Origin of the sequence: Oxynema mangrovii CENA135, from assembly GCF_016632315.1 — a bacterium.
Taxonomy (GTDB): domain Bacteria; phylum Cyanobacteriota; class Cyanobacteriia; order Cyanobacteriales; family Laspinemataceae; genus Oxynema; species Oxynema aestuarii.
In genome coordinates this window covers 637,906-661,051 of the sequence record NZ_JAEOXH010000003.1, presented here as the reverse complement: position 1 = coordinate 661,051, position 23,146 = coordinate 637,906, and the positions used below count along the sequence as shown (strand labels likewise).

Here is a 23,146-nt window from a genome sequence, read left to right as displayed (position 1 = left end):
AAGGAGGAGAAGACAACATCTTCTGGATTGAGCGACGATTGGATGATTACAGTTTACCCCGCTTTTCGATCCAGATCGCGATCGGTTTGTCGTCTATTTTGTAGTCTCTCGTCGCTTCCAAAGTAGCTCGTTATCAAAACGTTAGTGATTGGCGGCGGCTGACGATTCCAAAGTAAAAATTTATGGTAACTTGTCATTCCATAAAGTAAACTCGGGTTTCGCCGCGCTTTTGAGGTCGTCGAGCGAGGATTTTTCGTCCGAGTCGAGCGAGATTGATTTATATTTAAAGTAAAGTGGGGCGATCGCGTCACTCAAGCGCACATTTAGCACTTTATTGGTCGCGATTAATATATTTTTTTCATAAAGTAAAAACTACAAATCTGATTTTTCAACTAATGCAATTATTTTCTGAGCGATCGCCCCGGTAAAAATACGGATTGGATTCACGTTACTTACTTAAAACCACGCAAAACACCGAAAAAACAATCGACGAGCGACCATATTTCCACTTTTCTATTCCCCTTTTTCACAAGAAGAATTTAACCGGATACTCCTCCCCCGAATCTCCCCCGAGTCGGGAACTCCGACCGCGATCGTCAAGTAATAACTCCGCGATCGCCACGCGATCGATTCGGGTATACGCTCCCCCAATCTTTAAAATTTTAAAGTTTTCAGAGAGATTGACGGATCGGTGAATTGAGCTCAAATGATTTTAGGTACAATAGACTTAGTAGCTACGATTCGTGTTCGGCTCAGCCTCTCTATCTAAAGGGCAAAACTTGGGTCGGCGATCGCCGAATATTCCCCCCGATTTCAGCTTTAAGCGGCGAGCGAATAAATTGCCGCTAGATTTTCAATCGCTCGTTTTCATTCTGACACCCAGATCGATCGGATCGTTTAAAACCCTACTTTTTATTCGTTTAGACCTGGATCGAAGCCTAAAAGCGGCCTTGATTTTACCAACAGGTCAATTTTTGAAAAAACTGAGAGGATTCAATGGAAAACTGGAATTTCCTTTCGAGCAAATCAGAGTCCGAATCGCACCGAGAACGGCTAGTCGAATGCGAAGCCAAATGCCACCATTTAAACCAAGCCTTGCAACAAGTTTATGACGCATGGGAGCGATCGCGCGTTCGCGAAGCCAAAGAGAGTATATATCTTGTTTTAGACCTGACCGGAAACGTTCTCACCCTCGACGGCGCCGGGGAACAAATTTGGGGGTACTCCAGGGAAGAGCTTCTGGGCGCTTCGCTCTTGCAGTGGCTCCATGAAGAAGATCGCGGGAGCTTCGAGACGATGCTAGACGATTTTAGGCATCAGCGCCAATCTCAGGGCTATTGGCAGGGAAAAGTGCGCCACGGCGATGCGACAATATCCCCTATTCGCGCGATCGCCCGCAAAATTGCCCTAAATGAGACCCTCGACCGCGCCGGACCGCAGGCGATCGCCTGTTGCCTGTTGCCGACTCATTCCCCGCCTTCCCCCTGCCCTACGCCTTCAAAAACGATTTCAATGGACTTACACGAGCTGATTCTCAGCAATATAACCGAACCCGTTTTTATCTGCGACCATAGCGGGGCATTTACCTATATTTGCCCGAATCTCACCCATTTATTCGGCTATTCTCTCCCCGAAATCCGCCAACTCGCAAATGTCAGCCAACTCCTCGGCCCTGGCTTTCTCCAATATTTGGCGGACTGTCATTTTTACGATCGCCCGGTCGGGGCCGAACTCGACAACCTCGAATGGGAAATCCGCGATCGCGACAACCGCCACCACCATATCCTCATTTCAGTCAAACGAGTGGCGATCGACGGCGGAACCTTACTCTATACCTGCCGCGACATTACCGAATACAAACAAATTCAAAGTGAATTAAATCAATATCAACAACATCTAGAACAACGAGTCAGCGAGCGTACCGCCCAAAATACAGCCTTAATCGACTCGTTGCAAGTCGCCAACCAGCGACTCAAAACCGAAATTCTCCGCCGCCGTCAGGTCGAAAAAGCCCTGCGCGACAGCGAACGGCGCTTGAGTTCGATCGCCGCCAACCTACCGGGGATCGTCTTTCGCTATATCGTCCACGCGGACGGGACTCATTCCCTCCCCTATATCAGTGCGGGAGTTTGCGAATTTATCGGCATCACGGCGGCAGAAATCGGCAACAATCCCGATCTGTTCCTCGAATGCGTTCATCGCGACGATCTCCCCTCCCTCCTCGATACCCTAGACCATTGCTGTCAAACCCTGACCCCTCTAGACCGCGAATGGCGGATGGTATCGCGCGACGGGACGGAAAAATGGGTGCGCGGAATCGCCCGAGTCTACCGCGAAGACAATGGCGACGTGGTCTTTGACGGGGCCGATCTCGATATCAGCGAAACCAAAGCCACCGAACGGGCCTTATCCGCCAGCGAAGCGAAGCAACGGGCTTTACTGGCGGCGATTCCGGACATGTTGTTTCATGTCGATCTCGACGGCAATTTTTTAGATTTCATCCCCGGACGGGAGGTTTACCCCCTGGTTCCGCCGGAAGAATTTTTAGGGCGCAACATCCACGAGGTGTTACCGGAGGGGTTCGCCAACCGCATCGAGGAGAACTTGCAGCGTTGTTGGCAAACTCAAACCGTCCAATGGTTTGAAACCGATCTGTGGCAAGACGGTCGCATCCGTCATTACGAAGTGCGCGTCACCCCCGTGGAAAACGAGCAGTTGTTGACGATGGTGCGCGATGTCTCCAACCGCAAACAGGCGGAACTCGCCTTGCGCCAACAGATGCAGTGGAGTCAACTGTTGTTGCATTCCACCCTCGATGGCTTTTTGGCGATCGCCCCGAACGGACAAATTCGCGAAGTCAATCCGGCATTTTGCGCGATGACGGGTTACGAGCGATCGCAACTGCTACAGATGAGCTTGTGGGATTTGGAAACAAGTGCGGGGGATGGCGACGGGGTCACCTATCTCGAAGGCGCTTCCCAATTCAATTCGGTTCGCTGGGAGACTCAATACCGCCACGCGAACGGATCGGAAATTGCCGTGGAAGCGAGTATCAGCTTTGTGGAATTAGCCGAAGAGCAGTTATTTTTCTTGTTCGTGCGCGATATTACCGAACGAGTGCGATCGCAGGTGGCGTTAGCGCGCAGCGAAGCCCGGTATCGGGCGATCGTCGAAGATCAAACCGAATTAATTACCCGCTTTAGTCCCGATATTACCCTGACCTTTGTCAACGAAGCGTGCTGTCGCTATTTCGGCTGTACGAAAGAAGAAATGCTCGGCAAAAGCTTTATCCCCTTAATCGTCCCGGAAGATCGCCAAGCCGTCTTAGAGGGTCTGCGTTCTCTGTCTCCCGAGATGTCAACGGTCACGATCGAACAACGGTTAATCGTGGGTGAAGGGGAAATACGCTGGATGCAGTGGAACAATCGCGCCTTTTTCGACGAAAACGGGCAACTGGTCGAACTGCAGGGCGTCGGACGCGACATTACCGATCGCGTTTTCGCCGAACAGTCCCTTCACGAGAGTCAAAAATTTATCCGAAAAATTGCCGAAACGGCCCCGACGGTGATTTACGTGTACGACTTGGTCGAAGAACGCACGATCTATATCAATCATAAACTGTCGGAAATGCTGGGGCGACCGGAGATTGAAAAGCAAGTCTTAGAAAGGGGTTGGCCTTTACAACTGTTACATCCCGAAGATGCGCTCAAGTATGGCGAACGCTTGCAAGAATGGCAGAGGGTGAAAAATGCGGAGGTTCTCGAATGGGAAGTGCGGATGCAACATGCAGACGGACAGTGGCGGACGTTGCGATCGCGCGATACCGTCTTTAGCCGCAATCCCGACGGCACCCCCAGGCAAATTTTAGGGATGGCGATCGATATTACCGAAAGCAAACAAGCGCGACGAGAACGCGATCGCCTGTTCGAGATTTCTTTAGATCTGATCGCGATCGCCGATTTCGAGATGGCCTTTCACCGGGTCAATCCCGCCGTGGAAAAGATCCTCGGCTACAGTCCCGAAGAATTTGTCGCGTTAACCGGATTGGATTTAATTCACCCCGACGACTTAAGCTCTACGGAGGTAGAGCTCGAAAAACTCAAAAGGGGTGAGTTGTCTATAGGGTCGGAAAATCGCTATCTTTGCAAAAATGGTTCCTACAAATGGCTCAATTGGACCGCAGTTCCCGTGGTCGAAGAGGGCTTGATTTACACGATCGCCCGGGATGTCACCGAACGCAAGCACGTCGCCGCCGAACGCGATCGCTTTTTCAACTTATCTCTCGATACGATGGTCGTTTTGGGATTTGACACTCGCTTTAGGCGAGTCAATCCTGCCGTCATGGAAGTTCTCGGCTACACCCCGGATGAATTTCTGTCCCTGTCCATTTTCGATATCGTCCATCCCGACGATCGCCGCGCCACTGCCGAACAATTGAATCGGTTAAAACAAGGCCAACGAGTGGCGGGCTTTGAAAACCGCTACCGGGATAAAGATGGGTCGTATCGATGGCTGTCGTGGTCGGCGTTCGCGATCGTCGAAGAGGGCTTAATTTATGGAGTGGCGCGCGATACGAGCGATCGCAAGCAAGTCGAAGAACAATTGCGAGAAAGTCAGGAAAAATATCGGGTTCTATTTGAAATTTTCCCGATCGGATTGGCGATTTCCGACCCCAACGGCCAGATCGTCGATGCCAATCCGGCGATGGCCCGGATTTTAGGAATCGCCGAACGGGAGTCTTTACAACGGGCGATCGACGATTACCACTGGCAGATGATTCGCCCGGACGGAACGCCGATGCCTCCCGAAGAATATGCCTCGGTACGGGCCTTGAACGAAGGGCGATTGGTCGCCAATGTGGAAATGGGTTTAATCAGACCCGACGGCGAGATTGCCTGGCTCAATGTCACTGCAGCGCCGATTCCTCTCGAAAAATACGGGGTGGCGATCGCCTTTACCGATATCGGCGATCGCAAACGCGCCATGCAAGAACTGCAACGCCGAGAGCAAGAATATCGCACCCTCGCTGACAACACCCCGGACATCATCGCCCGCATCGACCGAGAACTGCGCCACGTTTACGTCAATCCGGCGATTACCAAAGCCACGGGCTTAGCTGCAAGCGGCTTTATCGGTAAATCTAACCGCGATTTGGGAATGCCCGAGGATCTCTGTCAGGTGTGGGAGAAAACGATGCACGAAGTGTTCGAGACTGGGGAAGAACGAACCGTCCAATATGAATTCCCGACCCCGGAAGGCAAGCGCGTCTATCAGTCCCACCTGGTGCCGGAGTTTTCTCCCGATGGCGCTTTAGACTACATCCTCGGTTTAGCGCGAGATATCACCTCGTTAACCCAGGCCAACCAATCGGTACAGGTGGCGCGGGCGCGTTTGGAACATTTACTCACCGCCAGTCCGGCGATGATTTATAGCTACAAAGCGTCTGCACCCTATCAGATCGGCTTTGTCAGTCCTAATATCCAGACCTATCTGGGTTATCAGGTCGAAGAAATTGTCGGCATGTCGAACTTTTGGCACGATCGCGTCCATCCGGACGATCGCAACTGCATCGAGGCGGCGCTTCCCCGCTTATTCGAGGTCGGCTCTCACATCCACGAATACCGCTTTCAACACAAGGATGGAAGCTATCGCTGGCTTTACGATCGCCTCCAACTCGTCTGCGACGACGAGGGGCATCCGTTAGAAATTATCGGGTCGTGGATCGACATTACCGATCGCAAACAGGCGGAGGAACGGGCGATCTTTCTGTCGAAGGCGATCGAAACCTCCAGCGATGCGGTGGGGATGTGTAACCCCCAAGGGGTCGCTCTATATCACAATTCCACGTTTATCGATTTATTCGGCTATACCGTGGAACAAGTGGCGGAAGCGGGCGGTCCGACGAGCATTTACAGCGATCGCGAGGTGGCCCGCGAGGTGTTCGAGACGATCCGAGGCGGGGACAACTGGCGCGGCGAGGTGCAGATGCACGATCGCCACGGACACTTGTTAGATATCCTGTTGCGCGCCTACCCGATTAAAAATGAGGCGGGGGCGATCGTCGGTTTGGTCGGCATCCATACGGATATCGGCGATCGCAAGCGGATTCAGGAAGAACTCGCCCATCATGCGGCGGAGTTGGCGCGATCGAATGCAGAGTTGGAACAGTTCGCCTATATCGCCTCTCACGACCTCCAAGAACCGTTGCGAATCGTCAGCAGTTATACGAAATTGTTGGCGAAGCGTTACGGCGATCGCCTCGACGCCAAAGCGGAGAAATACATCAATTACATCACCGACGGCAGCGATCGAATGCAACAGCTCATCGAAGACCTGCTCGATTATTCCCGAGTCGGCACGCGCGGTCAAGAGTTCGAGTCGATCGAAAGTGAGGAGATCTTACAACAGGCGATCGCCAATTTGCACGTCAGCATCCACAAAAATCACGCCGCCATTACCCACGACCCCTTACCCGCGATCGTCGGCGACGCCAAGCAACTCGCCCGCCTGTTGCAAAATTTAATCTCCAATGCGATTAAATATCGAGGGGAGCGATCGCCTGCGGTTCACGTCTCGGCCCACCGTCAGGACCGCACCTGGGTCTTTTCGATCCGCGACAACGGGATCGGGATCGATCCCAAACACCACGATCGCATTTTCACGATCTTTCAACGCCTCCATACCCGGGAAGAATATCCGGGAACGGGTATCGGGCTGGCAATTTGCAAAAAGATCGTCGAACGTCATGGCGGTCGCGTCTGGGTCGAGTCAGAACCGGGAGAAGGGTCAATTTTTTACTTTACCCTGCCCGATTCTCCGGCGCCGACTTAGGGCCGTTCCCGGGTCGTTCAGCGCGAAGTCGCCATCGGTCGCCAGACAAATACCCCCTGCCAATTGTCCGGAGGCGGATTTTTTTGATATAAATAACAGCGTTTAATAAATACTTCGCAGGCGCGATCGTCCGCTTTGATTTTTAAGGCATTTTGAAAGCAGGCGATCGCCTTTTGCCATTGGCGGTCTCGGTAGCAATTCACCCCGCGATCGAAGAGTTGAATAAACTCTCGTACCAGAGGACTAATATTATTTTTTTCATCAATTAATTCGTAAACTGCGACGGGTTTAGTTTTGCCCTTGACGGCGACAAAATCTAACAGGCGAACCTCGATATAATCTCGCGCTTGTTGGTAAGTCGATTCGCTAATTAAAATATCGGTACCGTAGTATTTATTTAACCCTTCCAAGCGACTCGCCAAATTGACACTATCCCCGATCGCCGTATAATTGAGACGGTGTTCGGTTCCCATATTGCCGACGATCGCTTCTCCCGTCGAAATCCCGATGCGATCGCGAAACACCGTTTTCCCCGAACTTTGCCATTTTAAAGATAATTCATCGAGCGTTCTCTGGGTGGCTAACGCCGCCTGACAGGCTAAAAGGGCGTGATTTTCCAAGCGCAAGGGCGCGCCCCAAAATGCCATAATCGCATCGCCAATATATTTATCCACCGTTCCTTGATAGCGATGGATGACCTTGCTCATTTCGCTGATATATTCCCCTAAACTTTCGACCAATTCTTCCGGTCTGAGGTTTTCCGCGATCGCCGTAAAATCAGCAATATCGGAAAAATAAATCGTAATTTCTCGCTGTTCTCCTCCCAGACAGGCTTCTTCTTCCCGAGAGATCAATTCGCGAACCAGACTCGCCGGGACGTATTTTTTAAACGATCGCAATCCTTTGACCATATTTTCAAAAGATTCGGCCATGTCTTCAACTTCAATTAAAAAAGATTTCACTCGTTTGTGGGTATCGAGTTTAAATTCTTTGATTTTTTCTGTTTCTTTCGCCAGCAACGATAAAGGCTGAGAAATTGTATTCGCCAGTAAGACCCCGAAGGCGATCGCCAAAGCCATAACGCTATAAGATACCGCGATCGCAATGCGATTGTAGCGATCTACACTTTCCATAAAATCCCGTTCGGGAACGACGATTCCGATCGACCAATTCAAGCCACTAGCTTCGGGAAAGCGCGAATACATCGCTAAATAAGGATTGCCATGAACTTGAAAAGGGAAATAAGCGGCTTGTTCGTCGAGACCCTGGAAATGACCGAGTTTGACTTGTTCTTGAAAGGTTTTAAAAGAAGCGGCGATCGCGCGATCGCTGGCGCGTTCTACTGCTAAAAATTGATAGTTTTCAGGATCGCGATCGTCGTCTAAATTAGAAGTAACGACGATATCTTTAAGCTCTTCTCCCGGGGCGATCGGAAGGGCGACAATTTGACCGTTTTGATTGAAAATAAAGCCTTTGCCCCGCTTGCCAATTTCGAGCTCGTTGAGAAAGTAAGACAGGTTTGCCAAACTGATATCGATTGAAAAAACTCCCTGTAAATTTCCGGCGCGATCGTAAATCGGCATCCCTCCAGAAATTCCCGGCTGTCGGTCGGAATAGAAGATATAAACATCCGTCCAAATAAAGCCACGTTTGGCGATCGCCCCTTCGTACCAGGGACGTTTTCTCGGGTCGTAAGCTAAATTACTCGGTTCGATCTCGTTGCTATAAATTTCCGCCCAAGCGCTCGGATTTTCGTGTTGCCATTGGGTGATGGCGCGATCGCCCTGGCGGGTGACTGTTTTAATGCTATAGGTATTGTCCGGCATCCGTTTGAGCATGATAAAATCACCGGACGGTTTGCCGTAATTGAACATTAAAAACTGTTCGTTGGCCAGCATTTGGCTTTTAAAATATTCGACCAGGGTTTCGGTATTGTCGAGTTGCACCAGTTGCCTTTCGCTCAAGCGACTGCTAATTTTAGACGTGACAAAAGCAGCATTTAAATAATGAAGGGTTTTCTCGACGACATGAGCGGATATTTCCCGCATCAACGATTCGCCTAAAGAGTGAATGGAGCGCTTCGTACCGAGATAAGAGATGGAGAGAATCGTTCCCGAGGACAGGATAACTAATACCGTCGAAAGGGAAACGATGCTAAAGCGCACGGTGACTTTCAGTTTGGGCATTTTAAAAATTCTCCGATCGCTGCGATCGATGGGACAGACTTTAACAGATAAATCTGACAGTGGAACGATCGAAAATTTTGGGTTCAAAACCCCGCCCTTCTAGGGCGGCTTGACCGTAAAATGGGTACAGAGGATTAAACTGCCAAAATGACACTTAGAGCGTTCCGATATTGCTTCTATCCGACTCCCGAGCAAGAGTCCCTCTTGCGCCGAACCCTCGGCTGAGTGCCACATCCCCCAACCTCCCTTGGGAAGGGGGGCGAAGGGGGGATATGGAAGCGAGATCTCATCCATGGAAAGAGCGACAGGAAAAGGTAGGATATCGCGAAACCTCGAAGATGTTGACGCAATGGGAGCAAGAAGAGACGTTGCAGTTTCTCGCAGAAGTCTCTGCGGTTCCCCTACAACAAGAATTGCGCCACCTCGAAAAGGGATATTCCAACTTTTTCGCCGGAAGAGCCAAGTATCCCCATTTTAAAAACAAACGGAACGGTGGCAGTGCCGAATCCCCCTCAGCCCCCTTACCAAGGGGGGTTTGGGGGGATGGCGAGACGGTTCTCTGTATTTGGCGAAAAGCAAAGAAGCCCTCGACATCCGATGGAGTGGTCAACTCCCCAAGGGTGCAGAACCCTCTACCGTCACGGTACGACTCGATCCCTCGGGACGTTGGCACATCTCCATCTTGGTAGATGACGATACCATCAAACCGCTTCCCCAGTCCGATAAAAGTGTCGGCGTCGATGTGGGAATCGCCCATCTCGCCATCACTTCCGATGGCGAAAAGGCGGAAAATCCCCCCAACCGCCCTTACCAAGGGGAGTTGGGGGGGTTGCCTGAGACGCGCCCAGAAGGCCCTCTCTCGTAAGATGAAGGGTTCTCGCAATCGAGAAAAAGCACGTCGTAAAGTTGCCAAAATTCACGAACAAATTAAAAATACTCGGAGTGACTGCCTGCACAAACTGACAAGCCGATGAGTACGTGGGCGAAACCCCCGCCACGGACTGTCCGACTAACTACAAAGGGGCAGTTCGCATCACCAACAGCGTCGTCCTCAATGGCGACGGGATGGAAACCTGGGATCGGGGTTTCGATGCGGCAGGAAAGTAGTTATGGGGAGCGGATAAAAAACCGGATCGCTTTCGCAAAATTGCCGATACGGCGACCCAAAAGTGAGATTATCTGTTTGAATTTATGAAAAGAATCGTTTTCTGTGACTTTGACGGTACGATTACCACACAAGATACATTTGTGAAGATGATGCGCGAGTTCGCCCCAGAATGCGCTCGCGATTTGCTCCCGGAGATCTACGCTTTGCGCTTGAGCTTGCGCGACGGCATCCGTCAGACCCTCGAATCGATTCCCTCGCGGCGCTATGGGGAAATTCTCGACTTCATCCGTCCGGAACCGAGGCGATCGGGTTTTGTGGAGTTTCTCGACTTTCTCGACGCCCGCAACGTCCCTATTGTTGTGGTTTCCGGCGGATTGCGCGGCATGGTCGAAACGGTTCTGGGGGATTTGCGATCGCGGGTCCTCGCCATCCACGCCGTCGAAGCGGACACGAGGGGGGAATATTTGCGGGTTTTTTCTCAGTTTGAAGGGGGAACCGAGTTGGTCGCCAAGGTCAAGGCGATCGAACATTATGCCCCGGAACAAGCGGTGGCGATCGGCGATTCCGTCACCGATTTGAATATGGCCCTTCACGCCCCGATTGTCTTTGCCAGAGAACGACTCGCGGAGTATTTAGAAGCCCGCGATCGCGCTTATTTCCCCTGGAATGACTTTTTTGACATCCGCGATCGGCTGCAGCAGTTATGGGAAATATAAAGTTCCTGCTTTTATATAAAACATTCAATTATATTCTTGTTCTCCGTCCAATGCCAACAACTCCAAAGTCTTCGGATCGCGCTCCCCGTCATAAAATCGCTCTAAGGCTTGCACGAACACCCCATCGGCGGGGGATGCCACTGCGAATAAGGTCGCACAAGATCGAAATTTCAAGTCGTCCGGAGACCCGAAGATCTCACGAGCCGATCGCCGTGCAATTTGCAACACTGTTGTCGTGCATTCCCGCAAGCGATCGCCCAACACCGGATGAGCTAAATAGGCTCTCGCTTCGGCGAGGCTGTGGATGGCGTAGCATCTGGACGTAAAACTCAAGCCCAAGCCTCGATATTGCGGGAAAATGTACCACATCCAATGCGATCGCTTCCGTCCCGCTTTCAGTTCGCCTAAAGCTCGCTCGTAGCTTATGGCTTGCGCGTCGAGGAACCGCTTTAAGTTATACGGATCGTCTTGCATCTGCGTTTCGCTCCCCTCTATCCGCTTACGCTGCTCACTGAGCATGAGTATATCGGATTTCGCGATCGACTGCCATGGATGGTGGCGAAGCCCGGGCGGCGATCGCCGCTCTCATTATACCTATACCTTTGTTGACCACAAATCAAGCGATCGAAACGTAGGACACGGCAATGCCATGTCCCTACCCAAGATCCGCAAATAAGTATAAGTCAGCCTACTTTAACGATTCTGAAACAGGAATCGACCCTTTCCATCGGCGGGATGAAAAGGGCTTTCTACAACAGAAAAACTAAAAGCCGTGACGTAAAACCGATCCATTTCTTAAGTGAGATGATTGAGTATCTCGGATAATCAAATGGCGTTTGGCATCGAGGTCGATCGCCCCTTCTTTACGCAACTTACCTAACATGCGCGTGACCGTGACTCGACTCGTACCGATCGCGCTGGCGATATCTTGGTGCGTTAAACGAACCAGCAAGCGGGTTCCTTGTGAGACAGGTTGCCCCATTTCCTGTTTTAACAGCAATAACAATTGATGCAAGCGATCTTCCACTCGTCGCTGACCCGCGATCGCCAACATCGCTTCCACTTGGCGCAAACGGCGGGCGAGTTGGGGTAACATTTCTTGAGCCAGTCTGGGAGAGGATTCGACTTCTGCCACCGAAAACCACATTAAATAAACATCGGAAAGGGCTTTAGCTTGATAAGTTTCCAAACAACTCAACCACAAGCTAAAACACATTGACGGGCCGACCCAACCGAGTAAACCTTCTTCGCCTGTCGGATAAAGGGTGCTCAGTTGCACTAAACCCTGACCGACTTGCCAAACCCCTTGTGCTAAAACGGGGATGGTCTCTCCTTTGGCGTAAAAATGCAGTCGGCGTTCTTCTCTGGGATGGCGCCGTTCTGTTTCGAGGACAGCTTTTAATGTTGGGGGCATATTTGTCTCGACCAGTCAAGAACACTGGTTACAAACCTTTGGGTTTCAGGCTACCCGGTTAAGGTAAAGCCCAGGTAATGTTTTGATTACCCCCACACTAAACTTTCGTTAATTCGTTAATACACTTGTAAAACCGATATTGCAATGGTCAACCCCATGGGGTACGAATCGCATCGTGAAGTTCCCTTTTTTTAAGGGAGATGGACGGGGATTCGCCCTACTCCACGCGATCGAACAAACGCGAGAAAAACCGATTCAAATTCGCTGGTGCTTTGGCGATCGCCCAATTGCAGACCTTCTCTCTCGCCCCGCGATCGCCCCCATATTTTCAACGCTTCTATTTTTCCCCGATCGCTCTAGAACCCTTTTTGACTTTTGCGAGAAATTTGGCGGAAATTATACAGTCCAAAAATAATCCAAAATGCCAGTAAAGCCCCCGTCAATATTAACACTTTCACCGAACCGAGTTCGACAATTAAAGCAGGAGCGGCAGCCGTAAATAACCCCCCACCGACAATCGGCTCGAAAAACAGTTGTTTGTAAGCGAAACTTTCAAACGCACCGGAACGATTTTGCGGATCCACCATTCTCAATAACACAATTCCAGTCGCCGTCACTCCCATCGATTGACCCACATCGCCGATGCCTCGCTCGAACCAATAGGACGGCAAAAGACGCGGACCGAGAAACAGAAACGCCCAAATATTCCAGACGATCCCGGCAATTGAGAGAATGAGAAAAGCGAGAAAATTTTCGCCCAAAACTTGGAGCGAAATTGAAGCGAGTGCGGTAGCGATCGTCACGTCTAAAGCAACCCCGGCAATGCGTTTCATTAAGTCCGGATCGACCAACAAACTGCGACCCAAACGCACCATGATTAATTGAAAAATTAAGCCGCCGACGAGGGCCATTGGAAACAGGGGAACGTAGGTCATAATCTCTGTGCCACCTCGACCCCAGGTGACGGCTTCTAAAGAAATTAATCCTTGTAATAGCAGCCAACCGATCGCGATCGCGATCGCCACAAATCCCAAATTTAACGAGAGCGGATCGATGAGCATATCTCTCATCAATCGCGCTCTTGCCGCCCGTATTTCCGAGGTAGGATCGTGCGCCGTTTCCCCGTCCGACCCCGACGATTGCGCCGTCGAAGAGACGGCGATATGGCCTTTCTTCCGTCCCCACGCCGATAAAATCGTCCCGGAAACGATCCCGGAAACGATGCCGACCGTCGCCAATCCTAATGCTAACTCCGCCCCTTCAGGAAAGCCTAACCGATCGAAAGTAGCGGCCATTCCCGCAGCCGTTCCGTGTCCTCCTTCAAAGGCAATTTCGATCAGCGCTCCGGCGATCGGATCGAGACCCAATAGCGGCGTTAAAATTAACAAAGTCAGTAATAAGCCAACTACATATTGACCCCAAGCAAGGGTTTGACCGAAAGCGACTTGAGGGGATGCTTTTCGCCAAATTTCCCGGGGACTGGGAATCGCTTCGCCGAGAAAAAGGGTGGCGAACACGACATTAATAAAAATTCCTGGAGATTGGCTCCAAACTTGGCGCATCGTTTCGGGAAATAAGCCTTGAGCGAGGGGAGACTCGACGGGAACGATCGCCCCGAGTACTTGCGGCCCGCATAACAAAGCTAACACCCCCGCCACGATCGAACTCGGAATGAATAACGATCGCAAAATCCCGATATGCTGTCGGATAAAGCGCGCGATCGCGATTAAAATTCCGAGCACGATAAAGGCAAAAAAAGCATCGACTAATTCAAACACGATCGCGATCGCCCCCTAACTATCTGGTTAATATAGCTGGTTAATCTAGAGCTGAGCTTGAGACCCCCGATTCAAACCCATTTAAAAATCCAACAAATCCAACTGTTCCACAGGTTCCGATTCCACGGTTTGCTTATCTAAATGACGCGCTCCCTTCCGCAATCCGACCGCTATTTTACTGTGTTTTTCAATCTGTCCCATCACCTGGCGCGCTCGTCGAATCACCACATCCGGCAATCCCGCCAGACGGCCCGCTTCGATGCCATAAGAACGGTCCGCGCCGCCCGGCTGAACTTGATGTAAAAAGATAATGCGATCGGGTAATTCTTTAACCGTTACTTGATAGTTTGCCACATTAGAAAGGAGGGACGCCAGTTCGTTGAGTTCGTGATAGTGGGTGGCGAAAATCGTGCGCGCTTGAATCTCCGTGGCTAAATATTCCGCAACGGACCAGGCGATCGAAAGTCCGTCAAACGTGGCCGTCCCGCGTCCGATTTCATCTAAAAGAACGAGGGATTTTGAGGTCGCGTGATTGAGAATATTCGCCGTTTCATTCATTTCGACCATAAACGTCGATTGACCCGTGGCTAAATCGTCTACCGCACCGACGCGCGTAAAAATGCGATCGCAAATCCCCAACCGCGCCGAAGTTGCCGGGACGAAACTCCCCGTCTGCGCCATCAATTGAATCAAGCCGACCTGGCGCAAATAACAACTTTTGCCACTGGCATTCGGTCCGGTGAGAATGATTAAATCCGGACTCGGCGAGCTTTCCGACCGTCCCAAGCGCGTCGAATTGGGAACGAAAAAACCCTCGTTAATCGACACTTCAACCACTGGATGGCGTCCGTCCACGATCGCGATTTCCCGTCCGTCCACCATTTGCGGACGGCAGTAATTGCGTTCGCTCGCAATTTTCGCCAACCCACACAACACGTCAAGCGCGGCGACGGCGCGGGCGACTTTGCGAATCGGTTCGGCAAAATTGGCCACCCGCGATCGCAATCCGGCAAAAAGTTCGTATTCCCGGCGGTTGAGGTCGTCGCGAGCCGTTAAAATCCGCGATTCGCGCTCTTTCAACTCCGGCGTGATGTAACGCTCCTCGTTCGTTAATGTTTGACGACGGACGTAATCTTCCGGCGCGCGATCGCTTTTCGAGCGCGCGATGCTGATGTAATAACCAAAAGTCTTGTTATAACCGACCTTTAAATTAGCAATCCCCGTGCGTTCCCGTTCCGTCACTTCCAAATTGGCAATCCACTGCTGGTCCGCCTCGACTTGCGCCTTCATTTCGTCGAGTACCGTATCCACCCCCGAACGAATTAAGCCCCCTTCCGTTAAATGTAGGGGTGGATTTTCGACTAAATACTGGCGTAACTGTCGTCCGAGTTGTTCTAAATCCGGATTGACCGTTTCCACCGCTTTTAAATAGCGGGAACGACCTTGCGCCCCCAGTTGCGCCAATTGCGGCAGTTGTCCCAACGAATCCGCCAGGGAGACTAAATCGCGAGCGTTGGCGGTCCCGGACCCGGCGCGACCCGTGAGCCGTTCGAGGTCGTAAATTTGCCGTAATTGCTGTTGGAGACTCTCGCGCAAGGTTACATTCTCGACTAACTCTTGAATGGTGTCTTGACGCGCTTCGATCCCTTTGCGTTGTAAGAGCGGTTGCAGCAACCACCGCCGCAGGGTTCGGCTTCCCATGGCGGTGACCGTTTTATCCAAGGCCCAGAGTAGGGAACCGTGAAACGTCCCGTCGCGAACGGTCTGCACGATTTCCAAGTTGGAGCGGGTTTGGCGGTCGATGGTTAAAAAGTCGCTAATCGTATAGGTGCGAACGGGTTGGAGGGGAATCGAATTTTCTTTTTGGGTATCTTCGAGATATTCGAGCAAACCTCCCGCAGCGCGCACGGCGAGGGGTAAGTGTTCGCAACCCAAGCCTTCGAGCGATCGCAGGTTGAATTGGATCAGAATGCGCGATCGCGCCTCCGAGCTTAAAAATACTGTATTCGATCGCAAGGAATAACAAAATGAGGGGGGCAACCCTTCGGGTAAATGGGGCGACCCTTCCCCCGGTCTGAGCAAGGTTCCGGTCAAGTCCGGCGCGTTCGTCGGAATCAGGACTTCAGAAGGTTGCAGTCGGTCTAATTCTTGGGCGAGGTGTTCGATGCCTTGCGCTTGGGTGGTGAAAAATTCCCCGGTAGAAATGTCGGTATAGGCCAGTCCCCAGTGATGTTTGGCGACGACCACCGCCGCTAAAAAGTTATTGCGTCGGGAGGGCAACATCTCTTCTTCGAGCAAGGTTCCGGGGGTGATCACCCGGGTGACTTCCCGACGGACTAAGCCTTTGGCTTCCGCCGCATCTTCGACTTGATCGCAAACGGCGATCGCGTACCCTTTCTCCATTAATTGCATGGCATAGCGGTCTAAGGCATGATGCGGCACTCCGGTCATCGGAACCCGCCCGATTTTTCCCCCTTGTTTGCTCGTCAGCACCAGTTCGAGTTCCCGCGCCACAGTAATCGCGTCTTGAAAGAAGGTTTCAAAGAAATCGCCGACCCGATAGAGCAAAATGGCGTGAGGATAGCGGTCTTTGACCTCTACGTAATGCCGATACATCTCCGAAAGCTGTTCCCGGTCGATCTCTCGATAATCGGCGTTGCGAATTTCTGCGAGGTTCGTTCGCAAGGGAGCAGCATCGCTCGGGGTAGATGCGGAGGAATATGCACTCATAAGAAAACGGCTTGAGGGTCGGTCTTTTCCAAACTTTATCTTAAAACCCCTCGGACTCCACCCCAAAGATTTTAAGTTTGAAGAACTACACTTTTTCGTAATATCAATAGCTTGAAGTTCTTATTTTAGAGAGATTTGAATCAATTTTGAGACATAAAAATTTGAATCTCCATTTTTAGAAAAAACTCGCCGAAACCCTGCCAAAATCGGCACGAAAAAAATTTTTTACCAAAAAGGTTGACAAATCCGGGAAACTGAGTCAGTATGATTAAGGCCAAGCGCAAAGGCGCACGGCGCGACCGCGAGGGACTGTAGTTCAACTGGTCAGAGCACCGCCCTGTCACGGCGGAAGTTGCGGGTTCGAATCCCGTCAGTCCCGTTCTCAAGTTCTCAAACTCTAAGAATCGTAGATTTTAGGTTCCAGTTCGGACTCTAAGATCTACGATGTTGGTGTCAAGCTTAAGCAGAGAGAGAATCTTCCGTGACCGTTAGAGTTCGGATAGCACCCAGTCCGACTGGGAACTTACATATAGGAACGGCCAGAACGGCTGTTTTTAACTGGTTGTTTGCCAAAAACCAGGACGGCCAGTTCATTTTACGGGTCGAAGATACAGATCTAGAGCGATCGCGACCCGAGTTTACGGACAATATTTTAGAAGGTCTCGAATGGTTGGGGCTAACCTGGGATGCGGGTCCGGTGTTTCAGTCGAAGCGCCTCGACCTCTATCGCCAGATGGTGCAAACTTTGTTAGATCGGGGTTTGGCGTATCGCTGTTACTGCACGCCGGAAGAACTCGACGAGATGCGATCGCAGCAGAAAGCCAAAGGTCAAGCACCCCGTTACGACAACCGCCACCGGGACTTAACCCCCGAACAGATCGAAACCTTTGAAGCGGAAGGCCGCACCGCAGTGATTCGCTTTAAAATCGACGACGATCGCGAAATTATCTGGAACGATCTCGTGCGCGGTCGCATGGTCTGGAAAGGGAGCGACCTCGGCGGGGATATGGTCGTGGCGCGCGCGTCGAGTTCGCAAGAGATCGGACAGCCCCTTTATAACTTAGCGGTCGTCGTCGATGACATCGACCTGCGGATTACCCACGTCATTCGCGGCGAAGATCACATCGCCAATACGGCGAAACAGATCTTACTTTACGAAGCATTTGAGGCAGATATTCCGGAATTTGCCCATACCCCTTTGATCTTGAATCAATCAGGTCAAAAGCTGTCGAAACGCGATGGAGTCACCTCCATTTCCGATTTTAAAGAAATGGGGTTTACCGCCGAAGCGTTAGTCAATTACATGACGCTGCTGGGGTGGTCGCCGCCGGACAACCAAGAAATGTTTACCTTGGCGGAAGCGGCGAGCAAGTTTAGTTTCGATCGCGTCAACAAAGCCGGAGCTAAATTCGATTGGGATAAGCTCGACTGGCTCAACAGTCAGTACATCCACCGAATGCCTGTAGACCAGTTGACCGACGCGCTGATTCCCTTCTGGCAAAAAGCGGGCTACACCTTCGACGCCACGGCCCAGCGCCCATGGTTGGAAGCGTTAACCGCCTTAGTCGGTCCGAGTTTGACGCGACTGACCGACGCGATCGAAATGAGCCGCACCTTTTTCGTCAGCGACGTGGAAATGACGGAAGCAGGGAGCGAGCAGCTCGAACGCGAAGGCGCTACGGCTGTTCTGGAAGCCATCCTCGATGGCGGATCGAGTCAGCAGACCCTGACCGAAGAACGGGCCCAAGATCTCATTAAAGAGGTCACGAAAGCCCAAAAAGTCAAAAAAGGGTTGGTAATGCGATCGCTGCGGGCAGCGTTAACCGGAGATGTACACGGACCCGACCTGATACAATCGTGGGTACTTCTCCACCAGCGCGGTCTCGATCGAACCCGCCTGGAAAAAGTCCTAAAGGTTCATGTAGAAGAGGCTAGTGCCTTGACTGGAAATCCTTCAACCGAACAACCGAAAGACACCCAGACCGATACTTCGGCTTCCCCTCCCGGTGGAGCGACTTCGGCTTCTGTCACCCCCGATGCTACGACTAGTCAACTCGACGGGATTAAAAACCAAATCGTGACAATTTTGTCCGATCTCCCCGAATACGTGACTGCTTTTGTCAAAGACTATCAAAAACCGCTCGTTACCGTCGGGTTAATTTTAGCGATTTTGGTCTCCCTCAGAGTGTTAGTGGCGGTACTCGATGTCCTCAACGGCATTCCTTTAGTACAGCCGACCTTTGAGATCGTGGGTTTGAGTTATTCCATTTGGTTTGTCTATCGTTATTTACTCAGCGCGTCCACGCGCAGCGAGTTATCGAGCCAACTCGAACAACTCAAACAACAAGTCGCTGGCGACAAATCTCCCAAAAACTGAGGTTTTTACGGGAGCCAAACGGGCGACTTGCACCTGGATGAGACTCGATCGAGTCGAATTCGACCCGATCGCGGGCGCTTGAGAAACCCCCTCGATCGTGTTGCTGTTTCCTCACACGCTCGTCGAGGGTTGCGATCGCGCAACCAACGCTCTCTACACCTGTGTTTCTAAGCGTTACCCAGCCCGTTCCGGGGCGATCGAGCCGAATTTCTAAATTTTAATCTTTCTCGATGATGGACGCACCACCCGGGCGTCCATTTTTACATGGATCCTTAGCCCGGGCGATCGCCCCACCCCGCGCGCTTTCCGGGGCGAAAGTTGCTCCGATCGCCCTCGTTACGTTAAATTTAGTTAAGATTATGATAGAGATTGACGATCTGGCCCTGTCGCTGCGAGTGTCAACTCGCCGGAACCCTCCCGGGGAACCGCGATCGCATCCCTACCCAAATCCCTATAGATCAGCAGCTTTTTCTTATTCCTGCATCCTATCTATTGACTTGACTTTCTTGTCCCAACCGTCTAAACCCTATTGCTTATGAAATTTTCTTGGAGAATACTCGTACTGTGGTCATTACCCGCCTTGGCGATCGGCTTTTTCGTCTGGCAAGCAGTTTTCGCGCCGACGGGAATCGATGCGGGCAATAACGCCGCCAGTACCCGCATGAGTTACGGGCGCTTCTTAGAATATCTCGATGCCGGACGAGTCGAAAGCGTCGATCTGTACGAAGGGGGCCGCACGGCGATCGTCGAAGCGGTCGATCCCGAACTCGACAACCGACCCCAACGCTTGCGAGTAGACTTACCCGGAAACGCCCCCGAATTAATCACCCGCTTGCGAGCATCCAACATCAGCTTTGATTCCCACCCGCCGCGTAACGACGGCGCCATCTGGGGAATCTTGGGCAATCTCCTCTTTCCCCTGTTGCTGATTGCCGGGTTATTCTTCCTGTTCCGGCGATCGAGTAACGTTCCCGGCGGTCCGGGCCAAGCCATGAACTTCGGCAAGTCGAAAGCCCGCTTTCAAATGGAAGCCAAAACTGGCGTCATGTTCGACGACGTCGCCGGAATCGAAGAAGCGAAAGAAGAACTGCAAGAAGTCGTTACCTTCCTCAAAAAACCGGAACGCTTCACCGCCGTGGGCGCCCGCATTCCCAAAGGCGTTCTGCTCGTCGGCCCTCCGGGAACGGGTAAAACCTTGCTGGCGAAGGCGATCGCCGGAGAAGCGGGAGTCCCCTTCTTCAGCATTTCCGGCTCGGAATTCGTGGAAATGTTCGTCGGCGTCGGTGCGTCCCGCGTGCGCGACTTGTTCAAAAAAGCCAAGGAAAACGCCCCTTGCATCATCTTTATCGATGAAATCGATGCGGTCGGTCGCCAACGCGGCGCCGGAATCGGCGGCGGAAATGACGAACGCGAGCAAACTCTCAACCAGTTGCTCACGGAAATGGACGGCTTTGAAGGCAATACGGGCATTATCATCATCGCCGCTACCAACCGTCCCGACGTTCTCGACCAAGCTTTATTGCGTCCCGGTCGTTTCGATCGCCAAGTCGGCGTCGATGCTCCCGATATTAAAGGACGCCTGGAAATTCTCAACGTCCACGCGCGCAATAAAAAGCTCGCCGACGAAATCTCCTTAGAGGCGATCGCCCGCCGGACTCCCGGCTTTACCGGAGCTGATTTGGCGAACTTGCTCAACGAAGCCGCCATTTTAACCGCCCGTCGTCGCAAAGAAGCGATGACCATGCACGAAATCGACGACGCGATCGATCGCGTGATCGCGGGAATGGAAGGAACGCCGTTAGTCGATAGCAAGAGCAAACGCTTGATCGCCTATCACGAAGTCGGTCACGCGATCGTCGGAACGTTGGTCAAAGACCACGACCCGGTACAGAAGGTGACCTTAATCCCGCGCGGACAAGCCCAAGGCTTGACCTGGTTTACCCCCAGCGAAGATCAAAGCTTGGTCTCGAAATCGCAACTAATGGCGCGGATTATGGGCGCTTTAGGCGGTCGGGTCGCGGAAGAGGTGATCTTCGGCGATGCGGAAGTGACCACGGGCGCCGGAAATGATTTGCAACAAGTCACCGGAATGGCCCGTCAGATGGTGACCCGCTTCGGGATGTCCGATCTCGGTCCGCTTTCTTTGGAAACCCAACAAGGGGAAGTCTTCCTCGGTCGCGATTTGATGACGCGATCGGAATATTCCGAAGAAATTGCCGCGCGCATCGACGCTCAAGTGCGATCGATCGTCGAACATTGCTATGAGGAAACCCGCCGCCTGATCGGCGAAAACCGCATGGTGATGGATCGTCTGGTGGATCTGTTAATCGAGAAAGAATCGATCGACGGCGAAGAGTTCCGCCAAATCGTGGCGGAATATACTGAGGTTCCGGAAAAAGAACAGTACGTCCCTCAGTTATAAGTTGTCATCTGATTGAGTGACGCGATCGCCCCGTGCGTCGGTGCTTCCGAGGGGCGATCGCCCCAAACCCCCCTCATCGATCTGAAGGGGGGTTTTTGATGAGAGGGGGAAGGCTTACGAGTGCGCTTTTCCCTACAGTACCTCAATTTTGAAAAAAAATAACCCCCCCATCTCAAAGAGAAAGGGGGGCAACTCATTATCAGTAGGACTGGGATCCTAATTCCTTGAGAAGCTCTGAAAATAGGATCTCGGCTATCTTCCTTGACGTCCCGTTTCTAGCTGCTCTAAGGGCATCCCCGCTCTTCTTCTCAAGTCGCCCGTCACGTTCGACGAAAGCGCGCTTGAGGAATTGCTCCAAAATGCGCTCCCTGACTTGAGTAGACTTGCATCTTGCGCCCCTCCTGCAGCTGCCGTCGCTATTAAGCCTTTTCTCGAAGTTATTGTTGAGGTAGAGCCAGAGCGTCGATCGCGCTTCCGCAGACCCTTTCATTTTGCTGCCGGATCGAACACTAGTCCCCGATCGCCCCTCAGTCCGCCCGACGCCTAGCGCTTGTTTGAATCGACGCTTGCTGCGAGGTTTGGCGGTCTTGTGCTTCTGTCCGGGGCGGGTGACTGATTGGGTGTAATCGACAATTGCCCGTCCGTCCTCGCCTAGGAAGTCCTCAAAAGGATAGATCCGCACCAACAACCACGCACGCTCACGATCGCCAAACTCGAACCGAGAAAATACACGGTTATAAGGCTCGAAAATGGGAGAATAAAGGATCTCTTGAGCGGCAATAGCAAGACGTGTTTCTGTTAGTTCGAGGAGACACAAGCATCGAGCTAAGTCCTTTGTTTCTTGAGAGATCTCGGTCGCTTCGCCTTTCTCTAGGGCTCGATGGTATTGGTTTCCAAAACGAGTGTGGTAACTCTTACTCAGCTCCCAGGATCCGTTCTTGGTCCACCCACACAACCATGCCCAGAATGCAGGCAATCGATCGGGATGGAGAGATCGATTAGAGGCAGTCTGGACCTTGCTCTTCTCGATCCACTCCCCCCTAGCAAATCGTTGTTTGAGTGAGTTCGTGATAGCCGTAGATTTTTTGGTCGTGCTCTTAATGTCGAGCATGAGCGATCGCAAATCCTTAATCTTAGGATGACGAGCCTTTAACCAAAATCGGCGATCGAAGGTGCGAAGATACCGCTCCCGATAAAGCCACGCCATCAGGACGGCGTCGAAGGGGTCGTCTTTGTTGTCAGTGCCTGCAAACGATTTTCGAGTTTGCCTGACTAGAGTCTGATTACAGAAAACGTAAGGTATGGCGCGATGTTCGAGCGACTCCACCAGAAAAGTTGAGTAACTTCCGGTGGGTTCGAGAACGACGATATCGGGAGCCATTTCGGCGATACGTTCTACTGCATCCATGTCCATATCGAGACATAGGTGAAATCGGTCGAACTGCTCAGACTCGTAAAAGTCTCTGGGAGATATTCGGAAGCTGACTGCCTGACACATCTTTTCTAATTGACAGTATGACCAGGTTTACAAACAATGGAGCGAACTCGATCAAACCAGATGTGGTCATAATAGTGATGCTTGGC

The 23,146-nt window shown here is 51.8% G+C and carries 14 protein-coding genes, 1 tRNA gene and 1 pseudogene; 10 read left to right on the top strand and 6 right to left on the bottom strand.

Going from position 1 to position 23,146, the window contains the following annotated elements:
• Positions 1-996 precede the first annotated feature (996 nt).
• Positions 997-6,831 (top strand): PAS domain S-box protein, encoded by a 5,835-nt coding sequence (locus tag JJD41_RS22370; protein WP_200669716.1) that lies wholly within the window; start codon positions 997-999, stop codon positions 6,829-6,831.
• A 17-nt stretch (positions 6,832-6,848) separates the two neighbouring features.
• Here JJD41_RS22370 and JJD41_RS22365 read toward each other — a convergent pair whose 3' ends face one another.
• A complete protein-coding gene (locus JJD41_RS22365) occupies positions 6,849-9,017 on the bottom strand; it encodes an adenylate/guanylate cyclase domain-containing protein (protein WP_200669714.1) in 2,169 nt (722 codons plus the stop codon).
• A 147-nt stretch (positions 9,018-9,164) separates the two neighbouring features.
• Between JJD41_RS22365 and JJD41_RS25850 the strand changes: the two genes are divergently transcribed.
• From JJD41_RS25850 to JJD41_RS22350, 5 genes are all read left to right on the top strand, one after another.
• Positions 9,165-9,242: a helix-turn-helix domain-containing protein gene (locus tag JJD41_RS25850; protein ID WP_370583941.1), complete on the top strand. Its 78-nt coding sequence runs from the start codon at positions 9,165-9,167 to the stop codon at positions 9,240-9,242.
• Positions 9,243-9,582: 340 nt separating this feature from the next.
• On the top strand, positions 9,583-9,882 hold the full coding sequence (locus JJD41_RS25125) for a hypothetical protein (RefSeq protein WP_234489063.1): 300 nt from the start codon (positions 9,583-9,585) through the stop codon (positions 9,880-9,882).
• Entirely contained in the window at positions 9,791-9,991 is a 201-nt protein-coding gene (locus tag JJD41_RS25845) for a transposase (protein WP_370583927.1), read from the top strand. The genes JJD41_RS25125 and JJD41_RS25845 overlap by 92 nt, the downstream gene beginning before the upstream one ends.
• Positions 9,992-9,995: 4 nt before the next feature.
• Positions 9,996-10,124, top strand: a complete 129-nt coding sequence (locus JJD41_RS25840) for a CpcT/CpeT family chromophore lyase (RefSeq protein WP_200669712.1) — start codon at positions 9,996-9,998, stop codon at positions 10,122-10,124.
• Between the two features lie 84 nt (positions 10,125-10,208).
• A complete protein-coding gene (locus JJD41_RS22350; protein WP_200669710.1) occupies positions 10,209-10,841 on the top strand; it encodes an HAD-IB family phosphatase in 633 nt (210 codons plus the stop codon).
• A gap of 24 nt (positions 10,842-10,865) precedes the next feature.
• On the opposite strand, the gene JJD41_RS22345 is transcribed toward JJD41_RS22350, so the two are convergent.
• The 4 genes from JJD41_RS22345 to mutS form a co-directional block, all read right to left on the bottom strand.
• A complete protein-coding gene (locus JJD41_RS22345) occupies positions 10,866-11,360 on the bottom strand; it encodes a DUF1810 domain-containing protein (RefSeq protein WP_234489061.1) in 495 nt (164 codons plus the stop codon).
• Positions 11,361-11,604: 244 nt separating this feature from the next.
• Positions 11,605-12,255 carry a Crp/Fnr family transcriptional regulator gene (locus tag JJD41_RS22340; RefSeq protein WP_200669707.1) on the bottom strand — a complete coding sequence of 217 codons (651 nt, stop codon included), beginning with the start codon at positions 12,253-12,255 and terminating at the stop codon, positions 11,605-11,607.
• A 356-nt stretch (positions 12,256-12,611) separates the two neighbouring features.
• A complete protein-coding gene (locus JJD41_RS22335) occupies positions 12,612-14,033 on the bottom strand; it encodes a sodium/glutamate symporter (protein ID WP_200669706.1) in 1,422 nt (473 codons plus the stop codon).
• Between the two features lie 81 nt (positions 14,034-14,114).
• A complete protein-coding gene (gene mutS, locus JJD41_RS22330; RefSeq protein ID WP_200669705.1) occupies positions 14,115-16,763 on the bottom strand; it encodes a DNA mismatch repair protein MutS in 2,649 nt (882 codons plus the stop codon).
• A gap of 305 nt (positions 16,764-17,068) precedes the next feature.
• Here mutS and JJD41_RS22325 point away from each other — a divergent pair.
• From JJD41_RS22325 to ftsH2, 4 genes and pseudogenes are all read left to right on the top strand, one after another.
• Positions 17,069-17,142, top strand: a tRNA-Asp gene (locus JJD41_RS22325).
• A 102-nt stretch (positions 17,143-17,244) separates the two neighbouring features.
• A pseudogene (gene gltX / locus JJD41_RS22320) lies at positions 17,245-18,675 on the top strand (glutamate--tRNA ligase); the annotation flags it as partial.
• A gap of 165 nt (positions 18,676-18,840) precedes the next feature.
• Positions 18,841-19,140, top strand: a complete 300-nt coding sequence (locus JJD41_RS25110; protein WP_370583939.1) for a CAAD domain-containing protein — start codon at positions 18,841-18,843, stop codon at positions 19,138-19,140.
• 535 nt (positions 19,141-19,675) lie between these two features.
• A complete protein-coding gene (gene ftsH2, locus JJD41_RS22315; protein WP_168567939.1) occupies positions 19,676-21,562 on the top strand; it encodes an ATP-dependent zinc metalloprotease FtsH2 in 1,887 nt (628 codons plus the stop codon).
• A gap of 199 nt (positions 21,563-21,761) precedes the next feature.
• Here ftsH2 and JJD41_RS22310 read toward each other — a convergent pair whose 3' ends face one another.
• Positions 21,762-23,060, bottom strand: a complete 1,299-nt coding sequence (locus JJD41_RS22310) for an IS110 family transposase (protein WP_459543074.1) — start codon at positions 23,058-23,060, stop codon at positions 21,762-21,764.
• Positions 23,061-23,146: the final 86 nt, after the last annotated feature.